This is a genomic window from Streptomyces tubercidicus, assembly GCF_027497495.1.
Classification (GTDB): Bacteria; Actinomycetota; Actinomycetes; order Streptomycetales; family Streptomycetaceae; genus Streptomyces; species Streptomyces tubercidicus.
Genome location: NZ_CP114205.1, coordinates 219,521 through 244,332 on the forward strand (window position 1 = coordinate 219,521; position 24,812 = coordinate 244,332).

A 24,812-nucleotide genomic window follows, 5' to 3' on the forward strand; every position below is an offset into this window, starting at 1 on the left:
GTGCTGATCAGCTAGCTGTCCGTCATCGTGCAGCACCCCAACCGTTGACGTCTACGAACAGTTACTGCGTCTGATCTATTAGGATCTCTATATGGATTGGACGAGTGCCCAGCTGCGGTCGCTGGTGGAGCTGACCCGGCGCGGCACGATCACCGCGGCGGCTCAGGCCCTGGGATACACGCCCGGCGGGGTCTCGCAGCAGATCGCCGCGCTGGAGAAGGCCGCGGGAATGGAGCTGCTGCGGCGGGTCGGGCGGCGGGTGGAGCTGACCGACGCCGGCCGGACGCTGTCCCGCCACGCGGAGCGGATCCTCTCCACGGAGGCGGAAGCCGTGGAGGCCCTGGAGCGCACCCGGCACGAGATCTCCGGCGTTCTGCAGGTGGGGCTGTTCGCCACGGCGGCCGCCGAACTGCTGCCGCCGGCGCTGCAGGAGGCCCGGCGGGCCCATCCCGCGCTGACGGTGCAGAGCCGCGATATGGACGTGGACGAGGTGCATGACGCGGTGGCGTCCGGCGCGGTGGATCTGGCGCTCGGTCTGGACTATCCGGATGTGCCGATTCCGCGTGAGCCCGCCTTGCGGGTCCGGCGGCTGTACCGCGAGCGGTTCGCGCTGGCGGTACCGGCCGGGTCGATGGCCGGACGCGAGGTGATCGGCCTGGCGGAGACCCAGGATCTGGGCTGGATCCTGCCGTCGGCCGACAGCTACTACGGGCGCGCGGTGCGCACCGCCTGCCGGCGGGCGGGTGTCGAACCGCGGGTTCTGCACGAGGTGACCGATACCGCGGCCACGCTGGCGCTCGTCGAGGCGGGGATCGGGGTGAGCACGGTGACGGATCTGATGCTCGGCCTGCGGGCGTCACGGCTGGATGTGGTGCGGCTGCGGGAGCGGATCGAGCGGCACATCGTGGTGATGTTCCGTTCCTCCGTCGAGCACCGGCCCACGGTGACGGCCCTGGTCGATGTCCTGCGGGCGGTGGCCGGGGCCCGCCAGGACTCCTTCGGCTAGGGCGCGCGCCGCACACAACTCCTGTGCGTACGAGCTGAGTTGGCCTTCCCCACGGAACAATGTGCTACGTACACGAGAGTTCGATCCCCTCGCCCTGCGAGGCGGCTGCACCAGTTTCCCTTGCCCTGAGCACCGCAAGTTGTCGCGCTACGGTCCCTTTTGCCGGGGAGCCCCGTGAGTGATGGTTTCAGGCCAGTGGTGACCCACGCCACGACGGTGGCCCGTCGTGCCGCCGCTGCCTGACAGGGAGCGATCGATGTCCCCTCATGACACCCCGAAATCTGCACTCCCGGCCCTGCTGGGACGAGGCCCCAAGGGGGTCTTCCGGCGCACACTGCCCCATGAACAGCCTGACGGTGCGCGGATGGTGCGCACGCTGGGCCTGACCCAGCTGACGATGATCGGCATCGGCGCGATCATCGGGGCCGGCATCTTCAGTCTGGCCGCGGCCGTCGCCCGGGATGTCGCCGGTCCGGCTGTCCTGATCTCGTTCCTCGTGGCCGGGGCCGCCTCGCTCTGCGCGGCCTTCGCCTACGCCGAGTTCGCGGGCATGGTGCCGAAGGCCGGCTCGTCCTACACCTACTGCGCCGCGGTGCTCGGGGAGCTCGTGGGCTGGATCGTCGGCTGGGACCTGCTGCTGGAGTACACCGCCATCGTCGCCGTCGTCGCGATCGGGATGTCCGGCTACCTGGGATTCCTGCTGGAGGCCGTCGGCATCCATCTGCCGACCTGGGCCCTGGGTGCGCCCGGCACCGGAGCCGGCCACCGGGTCGATCTGCTCGCGGTGGCGATCTGCCTCGGGGTGGCCTGGCTGCTGACCCGTGGCACCCGCACCTCGGCCCGGGTGGAGACGGTGCTGACCATCGTCAAGATCGCGATCGTGCTGCTGGTGATCGTGGTCGGCTTCACCAAGGTCGACAGCGGCAATCTGCAGCCCTTCGCGCCGTTCGGTCTCGGCGGGGCGTTCACCGGGGCGGCGACGGTCTTCTTCGCCGTCTTCGGCTATGACGCGCTGAGCACCGCCGCGGAGGAGTCACTGGAGGCCCGGCGCAAGCTGCCGAAGGCGATGATGCTGTCGCTGGCGGTCTCCATGGTGCTGTATGTGCTGGTCTGCGTGGTGCTCACCGGGATGCAGCACTACAGCGAGATCAATCCGAAGAGCGGTATCTCCAGCGCCTTCCAGAGCGTGGGGCTGAGCGGACTGGCCAATGTGATCGCCGTCGGCGCGGTCATCGGCATTGTCACCGTGACCTTCTCCTTCATGATGGGCGCCTCGCGGCTCTGGTACGCCCTCAGCCGCGACGGGCTGATGCCCGCGTGGTTCGGCGCCATCCACCCCAAGCGCAAGGTTCCGCACCGCGCCACCTGGCTGATCGGTGCGGTGTCCGCCGTGCTGGCGGGGGTGCTGCCCATCAACGCCGTCGCCGAACTCACCAATATCGGCGTGCTGCTGGCGTTTGTGGTGGTCTCCGCCTCCGTGCTGCTGCTGCGCTACAAGAAGCCGCACCTCAAGCGGGGTTTCCGCTGTCCCGGCATGCCGGTGGTGCCCGTCCTCGGGATCGCCTTCTCGATCTGGCTGATGTCGTTCCTCCAGTGGCAGACCTGGGCGCGGCTCGGCTGCTGGCTGGTCGTCGGCCTGGTCATCTACGCCGCCTACGGCTACCGGCGGACCCGCGAGGTCATGCCGGGCGGCTCGGTGGATCTCGACGCCCTGGACGACATGTCCGAATCCGATGAGGCCGATCCCGCGCCCGTTCCGTGACGGGCCATCGGCCGTCCCTGACCGGCGCTCCGTCCCTCCTCCCTCCCCGGGAGGGACGGAGCGCGCGGCCGCCCGGCCCGTCAGCCGTCGTCCGCCGGATGCAGATGCGGCTCGCCGGACGGCACCGCACGGCGCAGACAGCTGAGCACGGTGGGCAGCAGCGGATTGCTGTTCTCACTGCGGTGCAGCGCCATCACCTGGCGGTGGGCGGAGCGCTGGGTGAGCCGGGTGGCTTCGACGTCCGCACTGGGCAGATGCCCGAGCGCCGGGACCACGGCCACACCGAGGCCGGCGGAGACCAGCTCGCGCACCACGGCGTAGTTGTTGCTGCGGAAGGCGACGGCGGCCTCGAAGCCCGCGGCCGCGCACAGCCGGACGAACGACCGTGCGCCGGCGGTGTCCTCCCGGCTGGTGATCCAGCGGGCCCCGGACAGCTGGGACAGCTGGGCGCTCAGCCCGCTCCCCCGGGCCCTGAGCAGCAGGAGATCCTCCCGCAGCAGGTGATGGCGGGTCAGGCCGGCCGGCCACTGCCGGGGGCTGAGCCCGTACTCGTAGACCAGCGCGACGTCCAGGTCACCGTGGCTGAGCGCGGTGATCAGCTCTTCGGGTTCGGCCTCCTCCAGCTGGATCTGCGCGCGCGGATGGGTCTCGACGAGGGCGGACAGCGCCGAGGGCACCAGCCGGACGTCGGCCGTGGGGAAGCTGCCCAGCCGCAGCCGGCCGGTGGCGCCGGTGGCGAGCTCCTGCACCTGGTGGTCCAGATCGTCCATGGCGGCCAGTACATGGGTGCTGAGATCGACCAGCCGGTGGGCGGCGGCGGTGGGGCGGATGCCGTGTGCCTCCCGCTCGAACAGCACCAGTCCGGTCTCCTTCTCCAGGGAGGAGATCTGCTGCGAGATGGCGGACGCGGTGTAGCCGAGATCGCGGGCCGCGAGGGCGAAGGACTCGCTGCGGACGACGGCCTTCAGCGTGAGCAGATGCAGTGGCTTCAGCAAGGCGAGCTCCCGGGGACGCAGGAGTTGAGCATAAGCATTCATTGCCCTCATGAGTCAATTCTTTCGTCCTGCTGGGTCTTGTCCGCTGCCTCGCCCGGCCCACATCGTGGTTCCACCAGGCCGAACGTGACCGGTGAGCACAAAGGAGCAAGCACGGTGACCACAACAGCGCAGGGTCTCGGCAGCCTCGACGCGGCAGCTGTGGCCGAAGCGCTCGGCGCGGGGGACTGCGGCGAGGTCGCCGGCGACGCCGGCCGCCGGGCACAGTACGCGTCCGATGCCTCCAACTACCGTCAGATCCCGCTGGCGGTCGTCTTCCCCGCCGAGCGGCGGCACATCCAGAACGCGCTCGCCGTCTGCCGCCGTCTGGGCGTGCCGGTCACCGCTCGCGGCGCGGGCACCAGCACCTCAGGGCAGGCCGTCGGGCCGGGCGTGGTGCTCGACTTCTCCCGGCACTTCCACCGGTTGCTGGCGCTGGACCCCAAGGCCCGCACCGCGACCGTCGAGCCCGGCATCGTGCTGGACGAGCTGCAGCAGGCCGCCGCACCGCACGGCTTGCTGTTCGGCGCCGATCCGTCCACCCACAGCCGCTGCACACTGGGCGGCATGATCGGCAACAATGCGTGCGGCTCGCACTCCCTCGCCTGGGGCCGCACCGCGGACAACATCGTGGAACTCGATGTGGTCACCTACCGCGGCACGGTCATCCGGCTCGGCGAGATGACCGCGGAGGAGATCGACGAGGCCATCGCCGCCGGAGACGACCGCGGCGAGCTGATCGCCGCCCTGCACCGTCTCACCCAGCGCCATCTGGCGACGCTGCGCACCGAGTTGGGACGGTTCCCGCGCCAGGTGTCGGGCTACGCCCTGGAACAGCTGCTGCCCGAGCGGCGCTTCAACCTCGCCAGGGCGCTGGTCGGCAGCGAGGGCACACTGGCCGTCATTCTCTCCGCGACCGTCCGTCTCGTCTCCCCTCCCCCGGCGCGGGCCCTGGTTGTCCTCGGCTTCTCGGACGCCTGTGCCGCGGCCGACGCGGTTCCCGCGCTGCTGGCGCATCAGCCGCTGGCGCTGGAAGGGCTCGACCACGCGCTGACCGATATCGTCACCCGGCCCGCGACCCGGGCCGCCATCGACACCCTGCCGGACGCGCGGGCCTGGCTGTTCGCCGAACTCGGCGGCAGCGCCGAGGCGTTGCCCCGGCAGGCCGAGGCGCTGACCGAGGCCGCGCACCGGGCCGCGGGATGCACCGGCAGTGAGGTCATCACCGATCCCGTGCGGGCCCGCACCCTGTGGCGGATCCGGGAGGACGGTGCGGGGCTGGCCACCCGTATGCCCGACGGCTCCGAGGCCTGGCCCGGCTGGGAGGACGCGGCCGTCCCGCCCGAGCAACTGGGCTCCTATCTCCGCAAGTTCACCGAACTGCTGGAGCAGCACGGGCTGCAGGGCGCCGTCTACGGACACTTCGGCGAAGGCTGTCTGCACGTCCGTATCAACTTCGACTTCGGCACCGAGCAGGGCACCGCCGTCTTCCGCGCCTTCGTCACCGACGCCGCCCGGCTGATCACCGCCCACGGTGGCTCGCTGTCCGGTGAGCACGGCGACGGGCAGGCCCGCTCCGAGCTGCTGCCGCTGATGTACGGCCCCGAGGTCATCGCCCTGTTCGAGGAGTTCAAGGGCATCTGGGACCCCGACAACGGCCTCAACCCCGGGATGATCGTCCAGCCGCTGCCGGTCGACGGGAATCTGCGCGTCAGCCCGCACCGCACCCCGCTGCCGCTGGCCACCGTCTTCCCCTTCCACGCCGACGACGGGGACTTCGCCAAGGCCACCCGCCGGTGCGTCGGCGTCGGCAAATGCCGCTCGGCGGATCAGCGCGGCGATGTGATGTGCCCCAGCTACCGGGTCACCCGGGACGAGAAGGACTCCACCCGCGGCCGCGCCCGTCTGCTGTACGAGATGACGCAGGGCGAAGTGATCACCGACGGCTGGCGCTCCACCGAGGTGCGCGACGCCCTCGATCTGTGTCTGTCCTGCAAGGGGTGCAGCACCGACTGCCCCGTCGGAGTGGACATGGCCACCTACAAGTCGGAGTTCCTGCACCACCACTACAAGGGACGGCTGCGGCCGGCCTCGCACTACACCATGGGCTGGCTGCCGCTGCTGTCCCGGCTGGCCTCCCGGGCCCCCGGCCTGGTCAACGCGGTCACCTCCTCCCGGCTGGCCCCGGCCGTCAAACGGCTCGGCGGGATCGCCGCCCAGCGGGAACTCCCCCGCTTCGCCGAGCAGACCTTCCTGACCTGGTTCCGCCGCCGTACGCCGCAAGGAGACGGCCTGCGCGGCCCGGTCGTGCTGTGGGTCGACTCCTTCAACAACCACTTCAGCCCCGAGGTCCTCAAGGCCGGAGTGGCGGTGCTGGAAGACGCCGGATTCCGGGTCCAGGTCCCGGACGGCACCCAGTGCTGCGGGCTCACCTGGATCACCACCGGACAGCTCGGCACCGCCCGCCGTATCGCCCGGCGCACCGCCGCCGCACTGGCCCCCGCCGTCACCGCCGGTCTCCCCGTCGTCGGACTGGAGCCGAGCTGTACGGCGGCCCTCAAGAGCGACCTCCCCGAACTCCTCGACGGCGACCAGGACGCCCGCGCCCTCTCCCGCGCCACGCTCACCCTCGCCGAACTCCTCGTCCACCACGCCCCCGGGTGGCAGCCCCCGCGGATCGACGCCCGCTCGCTCAGCCAGACCCACTGCCATCAGCACGCCACCTCCGGCTTCGGCGCCGACAGCGCGCTGCTGGAGCGGATGGGCGTCGACAACACCGCGCTCGATTCCGGCTGCTGCGGCCTGGCCGGCAACTTCGGCTTCGAACGCGGCCATTACGAGGTCTCGGTCGCCGCGGGCGAACAGGTGCTGCTCCCCGCGGTGCGCTCGGCCCCCGCCGACACCCGGATCCTGGCCGACGGCTTCAGCTGCCGCACCCAGATCGCCCAGCAGACCTCGCGCGGCGGCACCCATCTCGCCCAGCTGATCGCCCAGGCACTGCCCCCGGCCGACCCTCCGCCCGATCCGGCTTCGCTTCGCTTCCTACCGAGAAGGAACACACCCGTGACTGACGCACTCTCCCTCATCGACGAGTGGGGCCCCGAAAAGACCGTCGTGGTCTCGCACCGGCGCACCGGTATGAAGGGCGTCCTGGTGATCGACAACACCGCCCGCGGCATCGGCAAGGGCGGAACCCGGATGAGCCCCGGCGTGACCGTGGAGGAAGTCTCCCGGCTGGCCCGGGTGATGACCTGGAAGTGGGCCGCTGTCGATCTCTTCTACGGGGGCGCCAAGGCCGGCATCGTCGCCGACCCGGCATCCCGCGACAAGGAAGCGGTGCTGCGTGCGTTCGCCCGTGCGCTGTCCAACGAGGTGCCCCGCGAGTATGTGATGGGGCTCGATATGGGCCTGACGGAGAGTGATGCCGCCATTATCCAGGACGAGCTGGGCGACCGCGGGGCCGCCGTCGGCACTCCCGAGCATCTCGGCGGCGTGGCCTACGACAAGCTCGGCGTCACCGGCTACGGCGTGGCGGAGGCGGCCGAGGCCGCGGCGCAGCACCAAGGGCTGCCGCTGGCCGGCTCCCGGGTCGCCCTGCAGGGCTTCGGCGCGGTCGGCAGCGCGGCCGCCACCCGGTTCGCGGAGCTGGGCGCCACAATCGTGGCGGTGTCCACCGCCCACGGGGTGCTGCACGACCCCAGCGGTCTCGATGTGGGCGCCCTGCTGTCGGCGCGTGACGAGCACGGCGACCACTTCGTCACCCGCCACCCGGCCGGTATCGCGCTCCCGTCAGGCGCCGAACTCACCGTGGACTGCGACATCTTGGTGCCCGCCGCGCTCCAGGACGTCATCACCGGCGACACCGCGCACCAGATCAAGGCAAAGCTCATCGTGGAAGGCGCGAACCTGCCGACCTCGGCGGATGCCCGGACCATTCTCGCCGGGCGCGGGATCACCGTGCTCCCCGACTTCGTGGCCAACGCGGGCGGCGTGGTCGCGGCCGCCTTCGCGATGGATGCCCGCTACTCCGGCTTCCGGCCCGGCACAGCGAGCATCTTCGAATCGGTCTCGGCCAGGCTGCGGGCCAACGCGGTGACGGTCCTGGACGAGGCCCGCCAGCAGGACATCACCCCGCACGCCGCGGGCCGCCGCCTCGCCGAGGACCGCGTCCGCGCCGCGATGCGGAGCAAGGGCCGTATCCCGCTCGGCTGACCCACCCGGCTGATCCGCTCGGCTGATCGACGCGGCGCTGCGGGCGCGCCGGGTGTCAGGGCCGGGTGTCAGGGCCGGGTGTCAGACCGGACACGCCTCATGGGTCTTGACGACGATGAGCGTGGCATGGCGGTCCTGGAGGGGCGTGCCCGCCTCCGGGCTCTGCGAGCAGACCTTCCAGCTCGCCGGCCACAGCACATGGCGCCCCGCACCGCGCCCGTCCCTGAGCTGGACGGACGTATCGAAGTTCAGGGCCCGGTAGGCGGAGACCAGGCCCTGGCCGGCCACCTGAGGCATCCGCTCGGGGCCGTCGGCGTACGCCGGAGCGGCGGGGAGCAGGCAGGACAGGGCAAGGAGCGAGGCGGTGACGATGCGTTTCATCACCTGAGAACGATCACGGCGGGTATCGGTTACCTGGCGGTGGCAGTCGGCGGTGTTCCTTCGCCACGTCGCGGGCGGCCCCAACGATACGCGGGAGCCGCCCACACCCATGGCCGGTCGACTCAGTCTTCCTCTCGGGTCAGCTTTTCTCTCGGGTCAGGGGGCGGCAGAGCAGCGCGTCGGGGCGGCCCGAGTGTCCGACACGGCTGGTGTAGGCGATCCCCGCCGCATAGGAGGTGGCGGGGCACTGCCCCTTGTAGTGGCCATGGGCGAAGTCGCCGCCGGGGTCGCCGGGCGGACGGTTGTCGCCGCGGTCGAACCAGAGGGTGTTCCCCGCCATGCCGAGAGCGCTGCGGGCCGGTGTGCACAGCGCGGCGGAGACCTTCTCTCCCCGTAGGCTGTAGCCGGTCAGGAAGTGCCCGTCGGGGCACTGGAGTTTGCTGTAGCCGGGCGCCCAGTCCCCGTCGGCGGGGACATATCGCTCGTCCCGCACCACGATGGGGACACTGCCGGGTGCGCGCGGATCGCGGGCCGTGGGGGCGTCGGTGCACAGCCCGCGGCCTCGGGTGTGGCTCAGGCCGATGAGCCGTTCGCCGTCGGGGCAGGCCGCTTTGCGGGCGCCGTTGTCCCAGTCGCCCAGGGACCGGGCGCTCAGGGACTGGACGAAGTCGCGGTGATCGGTGGTGAGTTGATGCCACGTGGGCGTCAATGGCACCGGTCCCGTCTTCTGTGGCGCGGTCATGAGCCGGTTCCAGGCGGTCGCCCGCCAGTCGCCGCCGTCGAGAACTCCGGTACGGCGCCCGGCGTTGTCGTATCGCAGCATGGCCCAGTTGTCCCCGGCCGGCCGCCCCTGGCCGTCGGTGCTCCAGCCGACGAGCGGCCAGTAGGCGAAGTCCGTGTCGGTTTCGGCGAGGTAGTCCGTGAGGTTGCCGAACCAGGCGCGGGCGGCCGCGCCCGATTCCTCGGAGCCGATGCCGAATTCGCTGATCCACAGGGGTGCGGTGAAGTGCTGGCCGCTCTCTGCGGAGACGTAGAACGCCTGGTCGTGCAGTACGTCCCGGAGCTGATCGCGGGTCAGGTCCTGATAGCGGGGGTCGTGGGTCTCCCCCATCCCCGTGGCGCCGCTGTGATGCGGGCCCGTGTAGCTGTAGAAGTGGGCCGAGTAGACGAGCTTCCCGGAGGTGACGAGGGTGTGCGAGAGCTGACGGACCGGGGCGAGGGTGGGGCGGCCGTGCGGCAGGCCGTCCACCGGCACGCCGGTCCAGTTGATTCCCTCGATGACGATGAGGAGCCGGGGGTTGGCCTCGGTGAGGATCCGGTCCGCCGCCTCCTGCGCGGCGGCCTGCCAGTCGTGGCTGTCGCCCAGGCCCCAGTTGGGGTCGTCCAGGACGTCACGGCGCACCTCGTTGTAGAGGTCCGCCCCCACCACGCGGCCGTTGTGCTGGTAGCGGCGGGCCATGGAGACCCAGTCGTCGGCCCATTGCCGAGTGGACTGGCGGCTGTTCCACCGCTCATTGCCGTCGAGACCACAGCACCAACGGGTGGTGTTGGTGTGGTTGTTGAGGATGACTGCGAAGCCGCCCTCGGTCAGGGCCGCGACCACGGCATCGTAGATCTGCAGCGGTGTCTTGCCGCGTAGCTGCGGATTGGCGGCGACCGCGGCATCCGGCACGGGGGCCGTGGAACGGATCATCTCGTTGGAGAACGGCAGCCGGATGCTGTTGAGCCCCAGTCCGCGGAAGTCGTCCAGCAGGGTGGAGATCCGTACGCGGTCGAGGCCGAGCGGTATGCCGTGCGAGTCCTGTCCGCTGTGATGAGTCCCCGGGTCGCCGATGTCCCCCGACCCGTTCCAGGAGCCCTGCGCCCCGTCCCAGTTGGCGGACTTCAGCCGAAACCGCTTGCCGTCGGCGTCGACGATATAGCGGCCCCGGGTGGAGAGCGGAGCCGTCCATGCCTCGACGGCTTTCCCGCCGGCCTTTCCGTCGCCTCTACCGTCTGCTTTCCCAGCGGCCTTCCCGGCGGCCTTCCCGGCGGCCGATGGTCCGGACCCGGGAGCGTCCGGCGGGGCGGGGGCCGCGATGGCGTGGGGGACGGCAAGCCCCGTCACTACGAGGCACATCGCCAGGGCACGGCACATGGAGCGTAAGCGCGGCTGCACGTCTTCCGCCTGTTTCGTCGGAGGGGCTCGCCGGCTTCCTCCGACAAGCGGCCGCCCGGCAGGCACACCACCGACGGACCAGGAACAAGTTACCGATGGGTGCGCGACAGGACCAGAGCTGGGGTGCTCCGCTTTCACCTCACCCCGCCGACAGGAACTCCCGGGCTCCGCGCAGCCGGGTTTGGAGGTGCCGCTGGGTGGCGCCGCTGTCGAGGCGGACATCGAGCGCCCCGGGGATAGGGGTGTCGGCTCGGCGTCCGGCAGGGAGTTGGGCGGCGTCGAGTCCGTCGCGTCGGGCGAGGAGAACGCCGAGTTCATGACGGCTGAGGGCGTCCGCTCCGGCGAGGTGGAACATCCCGGCCCGGTCGGACACGGCGAGTTCCCGCAGGCCGGAGGCCAGATCTTCGACATGCACCGGGCGGCGGATGTCGTCGGTGAACAGCACACCGTCGCGTGTGCCGTCGGCCAGGTCGTGGACCATGCGCTCGTGTACGGAGCCGCCGTTTCCGATGATCAATGAGGTGCGTACGACCGCGGCGGCCGGGGTCAGAAGCCGCACAGCGGTCTCGGCGGCGCCCTTTGCCGCGCCGTAGGGGGTGACCGGGTCGGGCAGACAGGTCTCGTCGTAGTGAATCCGGGAACCGGAGAACACCGCGTCGCTGGAGACATGGACCAGGCGGCAGCCCCCTTTCGCCACGGCCATCGCCACGCGGACCGAGCCGTCGGCGGTCACCGCCCAGTCGCTCTCCCCGCTCGTTGCGTTGATGACGGCATCGGGCGCGGTCGCGGCCAGTACCTCATCGACATGCCCGGCGGCGCGAAGGTCGAGGCGATGCCACGAGACTCCGGGCACGCTGCTGGGGCGGGAACAGTACGTCGCGGCCGTCTCCCAGCCGGCGGCCGTCGCCTGGCGCACAAGTTCCGTACCCAGGAATCCGCTGCCGCCGATGATCAGAATCTTCATGGCGCCCTACGGTAGGGCAGCCAAACTCCGCCCGGGAAGCGGCAGTTCAGGGGTCAGAGGCTCGGTTCGGCCGGGGATGACGCGGGGACGACAGGCGCGCCCAGGAGGGTCAGATAGGTGGCGTTGGCGTGCTGGTAGGCCATCTGGCCGAAGAAGTTGGCGGCGAACGGACCCGGGGACGGGGCGATGGTGCCCCGGACGGCACGGCGAACTGGTTCGAGGAGCCGGAGTTCCGGGCCATATACACGACGCTCCTGGTCCAGCCATCGGACGGGTCGGCCGCCCGCCATCGTCCGCGCTCCCACACCGACGACGGGCAGGCGCCGCCACTTCACCCATTGGGCACTTAAAGTGACGACGTGATTACGGAACGGGTGTGGGGTGCAAAGGTCATCGACCGGGAGCCGGCGGCCTTCTCCCCCGCGCCCGCTCCAGCACTCGGTCGCACCGGAGAAAGGGATACAGATGCGCGCTCGCCCACTCGCCACAGCTGCCGTTCTGGCACTCACCACCGCTCTTCTCGCCGCCGCCCCGGCCCCGGCACAGCCCGCCGCCACCGCCCCGCCGCCCGACGGCCGGCCCACCCCGGCCCGCCCGGCCGGTCACACCGAGGTCCCTGTCCAGGGCGGCTCGGCCCGCTTCGCCATGCCTCCCGCCCTCCTCGCCGCTCTCAAGGCGAACGGTGTGGCGATCGCGCGCGTCGATGCCCGGGGCACCGTCACACCGCACGAGGGCTCCGACGGCATCAGCCTGGCCATCAAGGGCGGCGCGGTCACCAACAGCGGTGGCAAGGTCGGCGGTGAGCTGCGGTTGGCCGATGCGGGAATCGCCCTGTTCAACCGCACGACCAGGAAGGTCGTCAAGGTCCTCGGCTTCACCATCGACCTCGGCCAGGGCACCCTCCGCGCCCAGCTGAACCACGGCCCGAAGATGACCCTGGGCACCTTCACCCGGCCTGCCATCGCCGCCGCCATCGACAAACACGCCGCGGCGTTGCGGATGAACACCGGCATCACGGTCACCGCGGCGGCCGCCGCCGAGTTCAATGCGGCGCTCGGCACCCACGGCTTCACCGGCGGCGGCCCCCTGCTCCAGGCCCGCATCGACGCCGCCCTCGACCCGTCCGTCGACCTCGGTACCGCCCTCAACCTGGGCCATCGCCCGACCCCGGCCAAGGAAGGACGCCGCGCAGCCGGGGCCTGGGGCGGAGAAGAGACGTTGGAGTGGTGAAAAGGCAGCCGGGATCGGGGGCCGGAGACGGCGACCGGGAAGCAGGGACCGGTCACTCCCCCCTCGGAGCCCGAGCCCAGGGCAGCGGCAGCCCGTCGCCATGGCGGCGCGGGACCAGATGGACATGGGCGTGGAAGACCGTTTGTGTCGCCGCCGGACCCGCCGCGGTGATGAGGTTCAGGTCCCCCTTGACTTCCCCGCCGAGCTCCGCCGCGCGCTGCATGACCGCGGCGGTCACGGCGGGGTCCGTCGTCGCGTCCCGGACATGGCGGCGCGGGATGACCAGGAGGTGTCCGGGGGTGACCGGGCGGCGGGGCACGATCGCGAAGGCTTCCGGCCAGTCACGGACGAGCGGGGTGGGATCCGTACCGGCCGCCATCCGGCAGAAGGCACATGCCTCCAGTTGCCTGACGGGTTCGCTGTGGATCAACGGGCGGGCCATATCGCGGTGTTCGACATCGGCGGCGGTCCCGCGCTCGGCGAGCCAGTCGGCGACGGCACGGGCGACGGCCGGAGCCCGGTGGCGGCCGTACCAGCAGGCGACGTACAGATGCACCGCCTCGCCGGTGGCGGCCCGGTGCAGGGCGAGCAGCTGACGGCCGGTGCGTTCGACGGTCTGCCGGGCGTCCGGGGCGGACAGGACGTAGTCGCGGACCTCGGGGTCCAGGCCGGTCAGTGCGACGAGTGGCGCGGTGATCGCGGTGTCGGCCGGGTCCCACATCCGGTCGCGGACGTCCAGCACGAGTGCGCCGGTGTCATGCCGGGGCGGGGCGCCCCAGCGGGCGCCGTAGGACGTGATCCGGATGGGGGCGACGCTGCCGGTCATGGACTCTCCTGCCGTAGGGAACTGGGGGCGGTGCGGAGCGGGAGACCGGTTTCCGCGTCGCCGTTGCCGTCGGCGGGCGGGAGGTTTCCCCCTCGTTTGCCTCCGACAGATGTACCGGACATCGCGTGGCCATGCGCGGCTTACGGCCGGGGCGTGACCGGGGAGCGGGCGGCGGTCGTAAGCGACAGGCAATGGGTGTACCGCGTTCCGGGTTCGTTCAGCTATCGGTCACGCCTGCCGCCGAAGCTCTGAATGAGACATTCCGCTTGGTGACACCGCTCTGGCCGGACATGCCGGCCACGGCACGGAGGGCCGCATGGCCGGTATGACCCACATCCCCACCAACCGTCGTCAGTTTCTCCTCACTTCCGGTGCCGCCGTCGCCGCAACCGGTGCCGCGTGGGCGCTGCCGGGCCAGCGCAGCAGCAGCGCGGCTTCCGGCGCCCGACAGGCGCAGACTCTCCCCCGCGCCGCGTCGGCCCGCCCGGCCGTACGGCGAGCGGCACCGTACGGAGCCACCACGCTGGAGACCGCGGCGCAACTCGTCGGCAGCAGCGGCTACCGCCGCCTCACCTCCGGCCCGGGCTGGCCGCTGGTCGTCCGGGGTGAACTCGCCTCCGCGGCGGCCGGGCGCCAGGACCGGCGCACCCCGCTGGCGTGCTTCGTCCAGTTCACCGACCTCCATGTGGTCGACGTGCAGAGCCCACTGCGCACCGAGTTCCTGCGCGCGGGCTCGCCGGGGTCGTGGCGGGCGCAGGAGGCGCTGTCGGTGGCCGGTTCGGTCTCGCTGGTGGAGCAGGCCAACGCGCTCGGCGTCGGACCGCACACGGGCCGTCCGCCGGCGTTCGTCATGTCCACCGGGGACAACATCGACAACCACTCCATGGTGGAGCTGGAGTGGTTCCTCACCCTGATGAGCGGCGGCCGCATCACCCCCAACACGGGAGACCCGACGTCCTTCGAAGGCGTCCAGAACTCCGGCCTCGCGCTGTACTGGCACCCGGATGACGGTCTGCGCGACCAGGACAAGAAGCGGGGTCTGCCGGAGATACCGGGCTATCTCGACGCCGCGATGCGCCCGGTCGTCAGTCCCGGTCTGCGGATGCCCTGGTACTCGACGCCCGGCAACCACGACGACCTGCCCGGCGGCTGTCTGGCCCCGCAGGATCCGATGCTGACGGAGTACATCACCGGGTCGCGCAAGGTGTTCTCCGTACCGGCGGCCGATGTGGCCGCGTTCGCCAAGGTGCTGGACAGCGGCGACGACCCCAAGAGCACCGTGCTCAAGGACATCCTCCGGCGCAATGCGGCCGGAGCGCGGAGCGTGACCCCCGACGAGCGCCGCCGCATGGCCACACCGCACGAATATCTGCGGGCTCATCTGAACCCGGCCTTCGCCGGTGCGGGACCCGTCGGACACGGCTACACCGACAACCACCTCGACGGCGACCGGATGTACTACTCCTTTCCCGTCGCGGAGGGCGTCATCGGCATCAGCATCGACACCACCTACCGCAGCGGGCACTACGAAGGGTCGCTGGGCACCGAGCAACTCCAGTGGCTGGAGCGGACGTTGGCCGCGCACAGCTCCCGTCATTACGACACGGACGGGCGGCTGGTGCGCAATACGAGCGCCGATGACGCCCACATCCTGGTGTTCAGCCACCATCACAGCCCGAGTATGACCCGGCGCCCGGACGCGGCGCGCGCCGAGGAGCGGCGGCACGACGGCGACGAGGTCATCGCCCTGCTGAGCCGGTTCCCCAACGTCGTCGCGTGGATCAACGGCCACAGCCACATCAATCGCATCACCCCGCACGCCCACCCGACGGCCGCCCGCTCCTTCTGGGAGGTCAACACCGCCTCGCATGTGGACTATCCGCAACATGCCCGGGTCATCGAACTCGTCGACAACCACGACGGGACACTCTCCCTGTTCACCACCCTCATCGAGTCCGCCGCACCGCACCGCACGGACTTCGACGACCTGTCGGCCGTCGGCCTCGCCTCCCTCTACCGCGAGCTGTCCTATAACGCCCCCGGCCTCGCCGCCGGCATGACAGGCACGGTCGACGAAGGACGGGCGGGCACGGCAGCGGACCGCAACACCGAACTCCTCGTCCGGCGGGTCTGACCGTCCCGGTCGGGGCCGTCCGGACCGCGGCGCTGGGGCGTCCGGGGGACCCCGTCCGACGCGCCGCGGCCCGGCCGTGGTGGCGAGCAGTACCGTCACCAGGGAGCGCATATCTACCGATATGCAGCAGAACCACACCATTGGTGGAGTCTGTATGACCCCCTCCGTCACACCGCGGCCGGCCCGGCGGCGCAGAGCCGTCGTCCTGGGCGTGCTGCTGTCCGTCGGCGTCGTCATCACCGGCCTCGTCCAGGCGGCGCCGTCCGCCGCGCCGCGCGAGCTGGATCCGCGGATCGCCGCGATCATGCGGAAGCCGGACTACCGCCATGCCCAGTGGGGGCTGTTCCAGCAGAACCCGCGGACCGGCAGGGTGTCCTACTCCCGCTTCGCGGACCAGTTCTTCCTCCCCGGTTCGGTGGCCAAACTGTTCAGCGTCAGCGGGACCTGGCACACCCTGGGCGGCGACCACCGTTTCGTCACGCCGGTGTACGCCGTCGGAAGGCGCCGGAACGCGACGCTCAAGGGCAACCTGGACCTGGTCGCGCAGGGCGATCTGACCCTCGGCGGCAGAACGCGCAGGGACGGGACGGTCGCGTTCACGTCCATCGACCACACCTACGCCAACGATGTCCCGGGAGCCACCCTCACCCCCGAGGACCCGCTGGCCGGCATCGACCAGCTGGCCCGGCAGGTACGTCGGGCGGGAATCCGCCGGGTCGACGGCGATGTGGTCATCGACGCGCGCCTGTTCCACCGGGATCCCGCCCTCGATCCGGTCCCCACCCCGCTGATCATCAATGACAACGTCATCGATCTGCTCACCTCCCCCGGCGCCAAGGCAGGCACCCCCGCCGGGCTGGACTGGCGCCCGAAGGTCGCGCCCTACCACGTCACCTCCTCCGTCCGCACGGTCGCGGCGGGCACACCGTCCGACATCAACGTCAGCAGTTCCCCCGACGGCACCCGCATCCAGCTGTCCGGCACCATCGCCGCCGGCTCGGCCCCGGTCCTCCGGGTGTCCGCCATCAAAGACCCGAACGCCTTCGGCCGCACCGCCCTGATCGAGGCACTGAAGCGGGCCGGCGTCCAGGTCCGCGCGAACCCCGTCGGCCCCAACCCCGCCCGCCAGCTGCCGCGCACCTACCAGGGCGCCCCCACCGTGGCCCGCTACACCTCCCCCACGTATGCCCAGTACGCCAAGCTCATCCTCAAGGTGAGCCACAATCTCGGGGCGAACCTGGGGATGTGCCTGATGGCGACCCGTACGGGAAGCAACCGGTGCGAGGACGGGTTCCCCGTATTGGCCAGGTTCCTGGAGCGCGCCCAGGTGGACCGCAAGGCCGTACAACTCGCCGACGGCCGCGGCGGCAACCCGGCCGACCGCACCACCCCACGCGCCCTGGCACAGATCCTGACGTACTGGCAGCGCACCCCCGAGGCGGCGCGCTTTCGCACCGCACTACCGATCCTGGGCGTCGACGGAACCCTGGCGACCTCCTGCCGCGCCTGCCCCTCACGCGGCAAGGTCTTCGCCAAGACCGGCACCGCGGCCGGCGGCGACCTCCTCAACGACCGACTGGCCGTAGGCGCCGAAACCACGGCCGGCTACCTGGAGACTCGCAAAGGCCACTACGACGTCTTCTTCGCCGGAGTGAACGGCGCCGCCACCCCCACCGCCGACATCACCGGCGTCCTGACCATCGCCGACGATGTGGCCGACGTCGCCGCCTACCTCCAACAACAGGCCGCCGGCCGGCACCACTGAGGTTGTCCCCACGAAGTCGTCATTCGAGCGGGGCTGGCTGACCCCTCCCTATCCTGGCCGCATGACTGAGACTGAGACGCACACCTACGACGTGGTGATCGAGTGGACCGGCAACCTCGGCTCAGGAACGGACAGTTACCGCTCCTTCAGCCGTGCCCATGAAGTCCTGGCGACCGGAAAGCCCCCCATCGCCGCCTCCTCCGACCCGGCCTTTCGCGGCGACCCGGCCGGCTGGAACCCCGAGGAACTGCTGGTGGCCTCCGTCGCCCAGTGCCACATGCTCTGGTACCTCCATCTGTGCGCGGTCGGCGGGGTAACCGTTGTCGACTACGAAGACCGGGCGCACGGAGTCATGACCATGGACGCGACCGGCGGCGGAGGCCAGATAACCGAGGTCATACTTCGTCCCGAGGTGACCGTCGCCGACGCATCGATGACGGACCGGGCCCGCGCCCTGCACAACGAAGTCCACTCGGTGTGCTTCATCGCTCGCTCGGTGAACTTCCCCATCCGTCATGAGCCCCTGATCCGCGTCGAGTAGGGGGCGAGCTTCAGCTTCTCGCTCTCGCGCGCCGCCTCGCCTGACCCCCTGATTTTAATTGGCATCTTGAATGCCACTTCTATAGAGTACCCCTGTGCGACTGACCAAAAGCACCGACATCGCCCTCCGTATCGCCATGCGCCTGGCGGTGCTCGGGGATGCGGGCGACGCGCCCACCACCCGGGAGGTGGCGAGTGCCGTGCAGGTGCCGTACACCCATGCCGCCAAGGTGGTGAGCAAGCTTCAGCATCTCGGGGCCGTCGAAGCGCGGCGCGGGCGTGGTGGCGGGCTGGCCCTCACGACTGCGGGGCGCACGGGGTCGCTCGGGCGGCTGGTGCGTGAGCTGGAGGGGGCCGATGATGTCGTCGGGTGCGAGGATGATCCGCCGTGTCCGCTGCATGGCGGCTGCCGGCTGCGCGGTGCGCTGCGGGCGGCACAGGAAGCGTTCTACGCCTCGCTCGATCCACTCTCCGTTGCCGATCTGATCGAAGCGCCGACCGGACCGCTGCTGCTGAGTCTGACGTCGGCGCCAACCACGCCACCTACGGGCTGAGAGCACCTCAGAGCAACCCGCACGGCCCTTTTTCGCGGTCATAAATACGCATCTCAGATGCCATTTCACTTCTCCCCGCCCTTCGAGAGTCCGGAGTTGCTGATGCTGTCGCCGAAGTCCGCCGAGACCGTACGTGCCACCCTCCCCGCCGTGAGCGGAGCCATCGGCGAGATCACTACGCGCTTCTACGAGAGGCTCTTCGCCGCTCATCCCGAGCTGCTGCGCGATCTCTTCAACCGGGGCAACCAGGCCAACGGCAGTCAGCGGCAGGCCCTCGCCGGGTCCATCGCCGCCTTCGCACGCCATCTCCTGGAGCACCCGGACAGTCGACCGGACGGCATGCTCGGGCGGATCGCGCACAAGCACGCCTCCCTCGGGGTGCGGGAGGACCAGTACCCGATCGTGCGGGAGCACCTCTTCGCGGCCCTTGCCGAGGTGTTGGGCGAGGCGGTCACCGACGACGTGCTGCGGGCCTGGAACGAGGTGTACTGGCTGATGGCCCATGCCCTGATCGCGGCCGAGAAGCGGCTCCTGAGGGAGGCGGGCATGCGGGACGGCGCGGTGTGGCGTCCGTATCGGGTGGCCGGCCGAGTCGAGGAGACCGACGAGGTGGCGACCTTCCTTCTGCGGCCGGCCGATGGCGAGCCCGCCCCGGTGTCCCGGCCCGGCCAGTACGTGTCCGTACAGGTCCAACTCCCGGATGGCGCACGGCAGATACGTCAGTACAGCCTGTCCGGGCAGCTGGACGGCGGGGTGCAGATCTCCGTGAAGCGGGTGGCGGCAGGCGACCGGCCCGACGCTCCTGCGGGCGAGGTGTCCGGGTATCTGCACGCACATGTGCACGGCGGGGAGACCCTGTATGTGAGCCCGCCGTTCGGCGATGTGGTGCTGTCCGACGACGGCGACGGGCCGCTGCTCTTCGCCTCGGCGGGCATCGGCTGCACCCCGATGATCGGCATGCTCTCGCACTTGGCCGCCACCGGCTCCCGCCGCCGGATCATCACCGCGCACGCCGACCGCTCGCCCGCCACTCACCCGTTCCGTACGGATCTCCGCCGCCTCACCGGCAAGCTCGCCGACGCGACGGCGGAGGTCTGGTACGAGGAGGGAGGCGCGGGGCGGGAGACCGAGGGTGCGGTGACCTCGGTGACCGTGCGCTCCGGGCTGATGGATCTGACGCAGCTCGCCGTTCCGGTCGGCACCACCGCGTATCTGTGCGGGCCGATGCCGTTCATGAAGGCCGTACGGGCCCAACTGCTCGACTCCGGCGTGCCGTCCGCAGCGATTCACTATGAGGTGTTCGGCCCGGACCTGGGGCTGCTGTAGGCGCCACGCCGCAGGTGTAGGGCCGGGCCCATGACGTAGGAACAGCGTTGCCAACGGCCGACGGAGACAGCAGGATGCGACGAATGACAGCGAATCTGAACCTGCCTTCCGCTTCGCCTGCCGTGGTCCGGCTGACGCGGTTCACAAAGACGGAACTGAGCGAAATCGTCGGGGACGGTGAGGACCCCTTCGGAGTCGCCTGGGCCGGGCTGACCTGGAGGGCCAAAGAGGAGCACTTCGGCGTCAGACGGGACGGCCGGCTCGTGGCGCACACCGGCCTGGTGACGGTTCCCCTGGCGGTCGGCTCCGTGGAGACCCGGGCGGTCGGCGTAGGCGGCGTGGTTGTCGCACCCGGCCTGCGCGGACAGGGACTTGCGCGGATCGTCATGACCGCCGCCCTGGAGCACGCCCGCACGAAGGGACCGCGGTACGGACTCCTCTTCTGCATGCCGCATCTCCTCCCCCTGTACCAGCGGCTCGGCTGGCAGGAGCTCCATGAGGAGGTGGAGGTCGAGCAGCCCGCGGACACCACCGCGGTGATGCCACTGCGGAGCATGTGGACGCCATTGCGGGAGGGGGCGCGGTGGCCGGTGGGACCGGTGCGGCTGCGGTCACTGCCCATGTGAGCGGCTGTCGGCGTGGGGGCGGTTGTGCACGCGGGGGCGGTTGTGCACGCGGGGGCGGTTGTCCATGAGGGCTGGACGCGGCGCGCCGCCCACGCCCTCACCATCGGCCCGGGACTGCCACGGGAGTTCGTATCCGTCCTTCGTCCGCGTGGACGCCCGGCGCGTCGTTTGGACAGCTCACGGGCCTCCGACACCGTGAAGGCGTGCGCCCTCTCCTCCTTCGCCTCGTCACAGCGACGGCCGTCCTCCTGGCCGTCGGCGGCTGTATGTCCCTTCCCTCCGACGGCTCCCCGCCCGACCCCGGGCCCGCAGCGGGCGGACGCACGGTCGCCCCGGCCCGGCCCTCGCCCTTGCTGCTGCCCACTCAGGGGGCGTCGCGTGAACGGCTGGTGGACGTGGCGTCCGCACGGCGAAAGGCGAAGCGGCACGCGGCGTCGCAGAAGGGGCGGGCCGTGCCCCGGCACGCCGCGCCGGGGAACCGAGCGGAACGGCGGCCCGTGGGGCGGCCGGTGCCGCAGCCCGCTCGCTCCGCTCCGTCGCAGCCGCATCTGGTGCCGGCGCCTGTGCGTACGGTGCCGAGGCAACGGCATCATGTGGCGGCGGCGCCGCCGCGCACACACCGGCGGCCGCCGCGGCCCCGCTCGACGATCGACCCCGGCGTGGTGTGCCGGATGGCCGCCGGCCGCGTCCGGGCGGGCCTGCTGCGGCTGTGTCATCGGACGTACGGACGCTGAGGCGTGCGGCGGGCGCCTTCTGAACGACGCGTTCTGGCGGGGTGATCCGGCCGCCGACGTGAGCCCCGGCGACCAAGGGGAGCCAACGGGAACGGAGTTCGGCCGCACAACAGCCAGGGGCAAGGACCTGGAAAGAGGCGCCAGCCCCGCAGCCGCCGCCCCCACCGCACCACTCCAACTCCCGCCACCTCACTCCAACGCGATCTCCGCCCCGACCGACCGCTCGCGGGCGGCCGCGACGACCAGGGCCGCGGCCGCGGCGTCCTGTACCGCCACCCCGACGGATTTGTAGAGGGTGATCTGCTGGTCCGAGGAGCGGCCCGGTTTGCTGCCGGTGAGGAGTTCGCCCAGCTCGGTGTGCACATGGGCGTCCGTGATGATGCCGTCGCGGAGAGGCTGCAGCAGATCGTTGCTGCCCGCGGGGAAAGGGGCCAGAGCGGCCTGCCGCGACTCGACGCACACCAGCGCTTCGGCGACCGTGGCGTCGTCGATCTCCCGGCCCTCCGGGTTGAAGCCCACCGAGGTCACATGCACTCCCGGTGTCAGCCAGGAGCGGCGGATCACGGGCTCGACGGAGTGGGTGGCCGCGGCGGCGATATCGGCCCCGTCGAGGGCCTCGGCGTAGGTGGCGGCGGCCTCGGCGGGTACCTGGAGCGCGGCGGACAGCTCGTCTGCCAGGGCGGCCGCCTTCGTCCGGTCGCGGCCGGCCACGCGGATCTGCCGGATCGGGCGCACCCGGCACATCGCTTCCGCGTGCGACCGGGCCTGTGCTCCGGTGCCCAGAACGGCCAGCACCGAGGCTTCCTCACGGGCCAGCAGGCGCGCGGAGAGCGCCGAGCCGGCGGCGGTCCGCGCCGCGGTGATCGCCGTACCGTCCAACAACGCGGTGGGTGCTCCGGTCTCCGGATCGAAGACGGCGATCAGTGCCTGGTGGGTCGGCACGGGGGTGCCGCCGTTCTGCGGGAAGACGGAGACGAGCTTGCTGGTGAGCGCCCCGGACGACGGAACGTAGCCCGGCATGGCCGCCAGGAAGGCGTCCCGTTCCGGCACGGTCACGGCGACGCGGTCCGGGGCCGCCGCACGGCCCGCACTGAGATCCGCCATCGCCGACGCCAGCGCATCGATCAGCGCATCCATATCGAGCAACGCCTCGACCTGCGAACGCCCCAGCACCAGCATCCGGTCCACCTCCTGATCACAACTGCCCGGCCGACCAGCGCCGCCGACCGAGAAGTCGACCGTAATACCCGCCGGGCGGTCCCGTCTTCCCGATGCCCGCCGGGCCTTCCCGTCTTCCCGCAGGCACCCGAAACGTTCACGGGGATTGGTACGGTCGGCATCCTGACGCTTCCCTTCGCCTTGCCCGGTTCGCGTCATGGCCGCGCGATCACGCCACTCCCTTTGCCGGGCTCGATCCGGATGCGCGATGGATCCACCGTGGATTCGTCATGGATCCACCGTGGATTCGCGATGGCGCGGAGTCACCACCCGCCACCCAAAGCAAACATCCCACTCCCTCCCGACCTGAGGTAAATTTTATTTATGCCGCTTTTATGTGAGCCCACTGCGTGGCTCGTCGCGGCGCTGTCGGGGAGTGCCACCTCACGAGCCGCAGAGCTTCGGAGAGGAGATGTGGACCCATGCGGGCACAGCAGGTGAGGCGCTCCTTCGCGGCGGCCGTGGCCGGAGTGCTGATGGCCGGCGGAGCCGCCGTCGGAACCGCGGGGATGTCGGCGGCGGCGACTCCTGCCGCACCGAACACCACCACAGCGGTCGGCCAGCAGCTTGACGCCAAGTGTCACTGGCACCCGGGCCATTGGACCAAGCACTGGCACAAGGGGCACTGGGAGCACCGGTGGCACTCGGGCTGGTACGACGGCCACCACCACTGGCACAAGGGACACTGGAGCAAGCAGTGGCACCCCGGCCACTGGGAGAAGCAGTGGCACAAGGGCTACTTCAGCTGTAACCGCTGAGGAGCTCCGGAGCGAGCGGTCGGTGCGGCTTCAGGTGCTCACCGCCCCTGGTCGCGCCGCCGCCACGAGTGGTTGACGGCTGCGGGGACGGCGGCTCAGGCCCGGTTCAGGGTGCAGGGGTGGCTCAGGAAGTTTCCGAGCCTGCCCTCGGCGTCGCCGTTCTTGTAGGCGTGGGCCTCACCGGTCAGCGCGCCCCCGGCGAGCCGTAGCATGAGGCCCAGTTCCGGGCTGTTGATCCGGGCGTCGGCGGTCGGGAGCTGGAGCGGGAAGGAGGCGCGCAGGTCCCAGGCCACCGAGGCGCTCGCGGGGGCGGTGGCGGGCACGCCGTCCAGCCGTAGTGCGACCTGACCGTCCGGCAGCACCCGGAGGGCGAGCGGCACCTCCCGTTCGGGTGCGCTGATGTGGCCCGTCCAGTCGCCCTCCGGCAGGGTCATCCGGCGGGGTGGATCGGCGGTCACGGGGGTGATGGACGCCGCCGTCCAGTCCGGGGCCAGTTCGCCCAGTACGTACTGGAGGATTGCGTCGCGGGCCGCCTTGTTGGTGGAGTTGGTGAGCACCGCGACGGAGAGCATCCGCTCCGGCAGCGCGACGGCCATCGTGGCCACGCCGGGACCGCCGCCGCCGTGGCTCTGCACCAGCGGGCCGTCGCCGGAGGACAGGCACCAGCCGAGCCCGTACCCCAGATGCTCGTTGACCGGCAGCGCGTGCCGTACGGCCGTCGCGGTCTCCGGCTTGAGCAGGCGGTCGTACGACTGGGCGAACAGCGCCAGCTCACCGGCCGGGGCCCAGCCGAGGGTGGCGCCCGGGTGGCTGCAGTCGTAATCGGGGTAGGCACGGCCGTCGGGCGTGTACCGCCGCGCCGACGATGCCGGGCCCGGGTGGACCCGTCCGAGATGGCAGGCGGTGAGTCCGAGCGGCTCGAAGACCCGGGTACGGACCGCGGCGCCCAGGTCCTGGCCGGTGGCCTGCTCCAGCAGACGGCCGAGGAGGCGGTAGCCGAGGTTGGCGTAGCCGAAGGCGGTCCCCGGCGGGCGAGTGGGCAGGGCATAGCGGTCCGGGTCGTGCACCCGCTCGCCGTCGCCGTAGTCCCAGTCGTAGTACGGGCCCAACCCGCCGCGGTGCTGGAGCAGTTGGCGCACGGTGGGGGCCGGCCGGCGGTCGGCCCCCGGGAGCGGTACCGGGGCGTCCAGGTCCAGGAGGCCGTCGTCGGCCGCGTGGCAGACGGCGGTTGCGGTCATCGGCTTGGTGATGGATGCCAGCGCGTACACCGTGTCCGGCGTGGCCGGGTGGCCGGTGGCGAGATCGGCCGTCCCGTAGGCCGCGGCGAGCACCACCCGGCCGTGGTCGGCCACGGCGACGGAGGCGGACGGGCAGCCGTGCTCCGCCAGCACCTCGGTGCAGTACTCGCTCAGCCCGTTCAGCATGCCGCTCCTCCCCGTCGCGCCCGTCGCGCCCGTCGCGCCCGTCCTGCATCAGTTCATGGATGTTCAGGGGAGTCAAGGAGCTTGATCACAGGGCGACTTGGCCGTGCCACGGCACGGACCGAGAAGCGACCTTCGCCCCGGGTGGTCATTGATACGGTCC

General features: G+C 71.1%; 18 protein-coding genes and 2 pseudogenes. 12 read left to right on the plus strand and 8 right to left on the minus strand.

Going from position 1 to position 24,812, the window contains the following annotated elements:
• Positions 1–91 precede the first annotated feature (91 nt).
• Together STRTU_RS00970 and STRTU_RS00975 are read left to right on the plus strand one after the other, a co-directional pair.
• Positions 92–1,006 (plus strand): LysR family transcriptional regulator, encoded by a 915-nt coding sequence (locus tag STRTU_RS00970; protein ID WP_269777197.1) that lies wholly within the window; start codon positions 92–94, stop codon positions 1,004–1,006.
• A 364-nt stretch (positions 1,007–1,370) separates the two neighbouring features.
• Positions 1,371–2,768: an amino acid permease gene (locus STRTU_RS00975; protein WP_269777445.1), complete on the plus strand. Its 1,398-nt coding sequence runs from the start codon at positions 1,371–1,373 to the stop codon at positions 2,766–2,768.
• Positions 2,769–2,848: 80 nt separating this feature from the next.
• Here the strand turns inward: STRTU_RS00975 and STRTU_RS00980 are convergent, their stop codons facing one another.
• On the minus strand, positions 2,849–3,763 hold the full coding sequence (locus tag STRTU_RS00980; RefSeq protein WP_269777198.1) for a LysR family transcriptional regulator: 915 nt from the start codon (positions 3,761–3,763) through the stop codon (positions 2,849–2,851).
• Between the two features lie 201 nt (positions 3,764–3,964).
• Here STRTU_RS00980 and STRTU_RS00985 point away from each other — a divergent pair.
• A pseudogene (locus STRTU_RS00985) lies at positions 3,965–6,817 on the plus strand (FAD-binding and (Fe-S)-binding domain-containing protein); the annotation flags it as partial.
• Between the two features lie 126 nt (positions 6,818–6,943).
• Positions 6,944–8,014 (plus strand): annotated as a pseudogene (locus tag STRTU_RS35875) (Glu/Leu/Phe/Val family dehydrogenase); the annotation flags it as partial.
• Between the two features lie 81 nt (positions 8,015–8,095).
• Here the strand turns inward: STRTU_RS35875 and STRTU_RS00990 are convergent.
• The 4 genes from STRTU_RS00990 to STRTU_RS01005 all read right to left on the minus strand — a co-directional run bounded on the left by STRTU_RS00990 (position 8,096) and on the right by STRTU_RS01005 (position 11,852).
• Positions 8,096–8,395, minus strand: a complete 300-nt coding sequence (locus tag STRTU_RS00990) for a hypothetical protein (RefSeq protein WP_269777446.1) — start codon at positions 8,393–8,395, stop codon at positions 8,096–8,098.
• Positions 8,396–8,534: 139 nt separating this feature from the next.
• Positions 8,535–10,514 carry a glycoside hydrolase family 5 protein gene (locus STRTU_RS00995; RefSeq protein WP_269777447.1) on the minus strand — a complete coding sequence of 660 codons (1,980 nt, stop codon included), beginning with the start codon at positions 10,512–10,514 and terminating at the stop codon, positions 8,535–8,537.
• Between the two features lie 178 nt (positions 10,515–10,692).
• Positions 10,693–11,517 (minus strand): SDR family oxidoreductase, encoded by an 825-nt coding sequence (locus STRTU_RS01000; protein ID WP_269777200.1) that lies wholly within the window; start codon positions 11,515–11,517, stop codon positions 10,693–10,695.
• Between the two features lie 53 nt (positions 11,518–11,570).
• Complete coding sequence (locus STRTU_RS01005) at positions 11,571–11,852, minus strand: hypothetical protein (RefSeq protein WP_269777201.1); 282 nt, start codon at positions 11,850–11,852, stop codon at positions 11,571–11,573.
• A gap of 130 nt (positions 11,853–11,982) precedes the next feature.
• On the opposite strand from STRTU_RS01005, the gene STRTU_RS01010 reads away from it, so the two are divergent.
• Positions 11,983–12,747 carry a hypothetical protein gene (locus STRTU_RS01010; RefSeq protein WP_269777202.1) on the plus strand — a complete coding sequence of 255 codons (765 nt, stop codon included), beginning with the start codon at positions 11,983–11,985 and terminating at the stop codon, positions 12,745–12,747.
• A gap of 52 nt (positions 12,748–12,799) precedes the next feature.
• On the opposite strand, the gene STRTU_RS01015 is transcribed toward STRTU_RS01010, so the two are convergent.
• Positions 12,800–13,573, minus strand: coding sequence for a RapZ C-terminal domain-containing protein (locus tag STRTU_RS01015; RefSeq protein ID WP_269777203.1), 774 nt, complete (start codon positions 13,571–13,573; stop codon positions 12,800–12,802).
• A 316-nt stretch (positions 13,574–13,889) separates the two neighbouring features.
• On the opposite strand from STRTU_RS01015, the gene STRTU_RS01020 reads away from it, so the two are divergent.
• The 6 genes from STRTU_RS01020 to STRTU_RS01045 all read left to right on the plus strand — a co-directional run bounded on the left by STRTU_RS01020 (position 13,890) and on the right by STRTU_RS01045 (position 20,518).
• Complete coding sequence (locus tag STRTU_RS01020; protein ID WP_269777204.1) at positions 13,890–15,707, plus strand: TIGR03767 family metallophosphoesterase; 1,818 nt, start codon at positions 13,890–13,892, stop codon at positions 15,705–15,707.
• 154 nt (positions 15,708–15,861) lie between these two features.
• Complete coding sequence (gene dacB / locus STRTU_RS01025; RefSeq protein ID WP_269777205.1) at positions 15,862–17,472, plus strand: D-alanyl-D-alanine carboxypeptidase/D-alanyl-D-alanine endopeptidase; 1,611 nt, start codon at positions 15,862–15,864, stop codon at positions 17,470–17,472.
• A 61-nt stretch (positions 17,473–17,533) separates the two neighbouring features.
• Entirely contained in the window at positions 17,534–18,013 is a 480-nt protein-coding gene (locus tag STRTU_RS01030; RefSeq protein ID WP_269777206.1) for an OsmC family protein, read from the plus strand.
• Positions 18,014–18,107: 94 nt separating this feature from the next.
• Positions 18,108–18,566 carry an RrF2 family transcriptional regulator gene (locus STRTU_RS01035; RefSeq protein WP_269777207.1) on the plus strand — a complete coding sequence of 153 codons (459 nt, stop codon included), beginning with the start codon at positions 18,108–18,110 and terminating at the stop codon, positions 18,564–18,566.
• A 102-nt stretch (positions 18,567–18,668) separates the two neighbouring features.
• On the plus strand, positions 18,669–19,892 hold the full coding sequence (locus STRTU_RS01040; RefSeq protein WP_269777448.1) for a globin domain-containing protein: 1,224 nt from the start codon (positions 18,669–18,671) through the stop codon (positions 19,890–19,892).
• A gap of 83 nt (positions 19,893–19,975) precedes the next feature.
• Positions 19,976–20,518 (plus strand): GNAT family N-acetyltransferase, encoded by a 543-nt coding sequence (locus STRTU_RS01045; protein ID WP_269777208.1) that lies wholly within the window; start codon positions 19,976–19,978, stop codon positions 20,516–20,518.
• 923 nt (positions 20,519–21,441) lie between these two features.
• On the opposite strand, the gene STRTU_RS01050 is transcribed toward STRTU_RS01045, so the two are convergent.
• Positions 21,442–22,431, minus strand: a complete 990-nt coding sequence (locus STRTU_RS01050; protein WP_269777449.1) for an ornithine cyclodeaminase family protein — start codon at positions 22,429–22,431, stop codon at positions 21,442–21,444.
• A 461-nt stretch (positions 22,432–22,892) separates the two neighbouring features.
• On the opposite strand from STRTU_RS01050, the gene STRTU_RS01055 reads away from it, so the two are divergent.
• Entirely contained in the window at positions 22,893–23,228 is a 336-nt protein-coding gene (locus STRTU_RS01055; RefSeq protein WP_269777209.1) for a hypothetical protein, read from the plus strand.
• Positions 23,229–23,323: 95 nt separating this feature from the next.
• Here the strand turns inward: STRTU_RS01055 and STRTU_RS01060 are convergent, their stop codons facing one another.
• Positions 23,324–24,652, minus strand: a complete 1,329-nt coding sequence (locus tag STRTU_RS01060; RefSeq protein ID WP_269777210.1) for a serine hydrolase domain-containing protein — start codon at positions 24,650–24,652, stop codon at positions 23,324–23,326.
• Positions 24,653–24,812 lie beyond the last annotated feature (160 nt).

What these genes read in the sequence shown, in the direction of transcription:
- STRTU_RS00970 (WP_269777197.1), top strand. Translation starts at nt 92, where the DNA reads ATGGATTGGACGAGTGCCCAGCTGCGGTCGCTGGTGGAGCTGACCCGG.
- STRTU_RS00975 (WP_269777445.1), top strand. Translation starts at nt 1,371, where the DNA reads ATGGTGCGCACGCTGGGCCTGACCCAGCTGACGATGATCGGCATCGGC.
- STRTU_RS00990 (WP_269777446.1), bottom strand. Translation starts at nt 8,395, where the DNA reads ATGAAACGCATCGTCACCGCCTCGCTCCTTGCCCTGTCCTGCCTGCTC.
- STRTU_RS00995 (WP_269777447.1), bottom strand. Translation starts at nt 10,514, where the DNA reads ATGTGCCTCGTAGTGACGGGGCTTGCCGTCCCCCACGCCATCGCGGCC.
- STRTU_RS01000 (WP_269777200.1), bottom strand. Translation starts at nt 11,517, where the DNA reads ATGAAGATTCTGATCATCGGCGGCAGCGGATTCCTGGGTACGGAACTT.
- STRTU_RS01010 (WP_269777202.1), top strand. Translation starts at nt 11,983, where the DNA reads ATGCGCGCTCGCCCACTCGCCACAGCTGCCGTTCTGGCACTCACCACC.
- STRTU_RS01015 (WP_269777203.1), bottom strand. Translation starts at nt 13,573, where the DNA reads ATGACCGGCAGCGTCGCCCCCATCCGGATCACGTCCTACGGCGCCCGC.
- STRTU_RS01020 (WP_269777204.1), top strand. Translation starts at nt 13,890, where the DNA reads ATGGCCGGTATGACCCACATCCCCACCAACCGTCGTCAGTTTCTCCTC.
- dacB (WP_269777205.1), top strand. Translation starts at nt 15,862, where the DNA reads ATGACCCCCTCCGTCACACCGCGGCCGGCCCGGCGGCGCAGAGCCGTC.
- STRTU_RS01030 (WP_269777206.1), top strand. Translation starts at nt 17,534, where the DNA reads ATGACTGAGACTGAGACGCACACCTACGACGTGGTGATCGAGTGGACC.
- STRTU_RS01040 (WP_269777448.1), top strand. Translation starts at nt 18,669, where the DNA reads ATGCTGTCGCCGAAGTCCGCCGAGACCGTACGTGCCACCCTCCCCGCC.
- STRTU_RS01045 (WP_269777208.1), top strand. Translation starts at nt 19,976, where the DNA reads ATGACAGCGAATCTGAACCTGCCTTCCGCTTCGCCTGCCGTGGTCCGG.
- STRTU_RS01050 (WP_269777449.1), bottom strand. Translation starts at nt 22,431, where the DNA reads ATGCTGGTGCTGGGGCGTTCGCAGGTCGAGGCGTTGCTCGATATGGAT.
- STRTU_RS01055 (WP_269777209.1), top strand. Translation starts at nt 22,893, where the DNA reads ATGCGGGCACAGCAGGTGAGGCGCTCCTTCGCGGCGGCCGTGGCCGGA.
- STRTU_RS01060 (WP_269777210.1), bottom strand. Translation starts at nt 24,652, where the DNA reads ATGCTGAACGGGCTGAGCGAGTACTGCACCGAGGTGCTGGCGGAGCAC.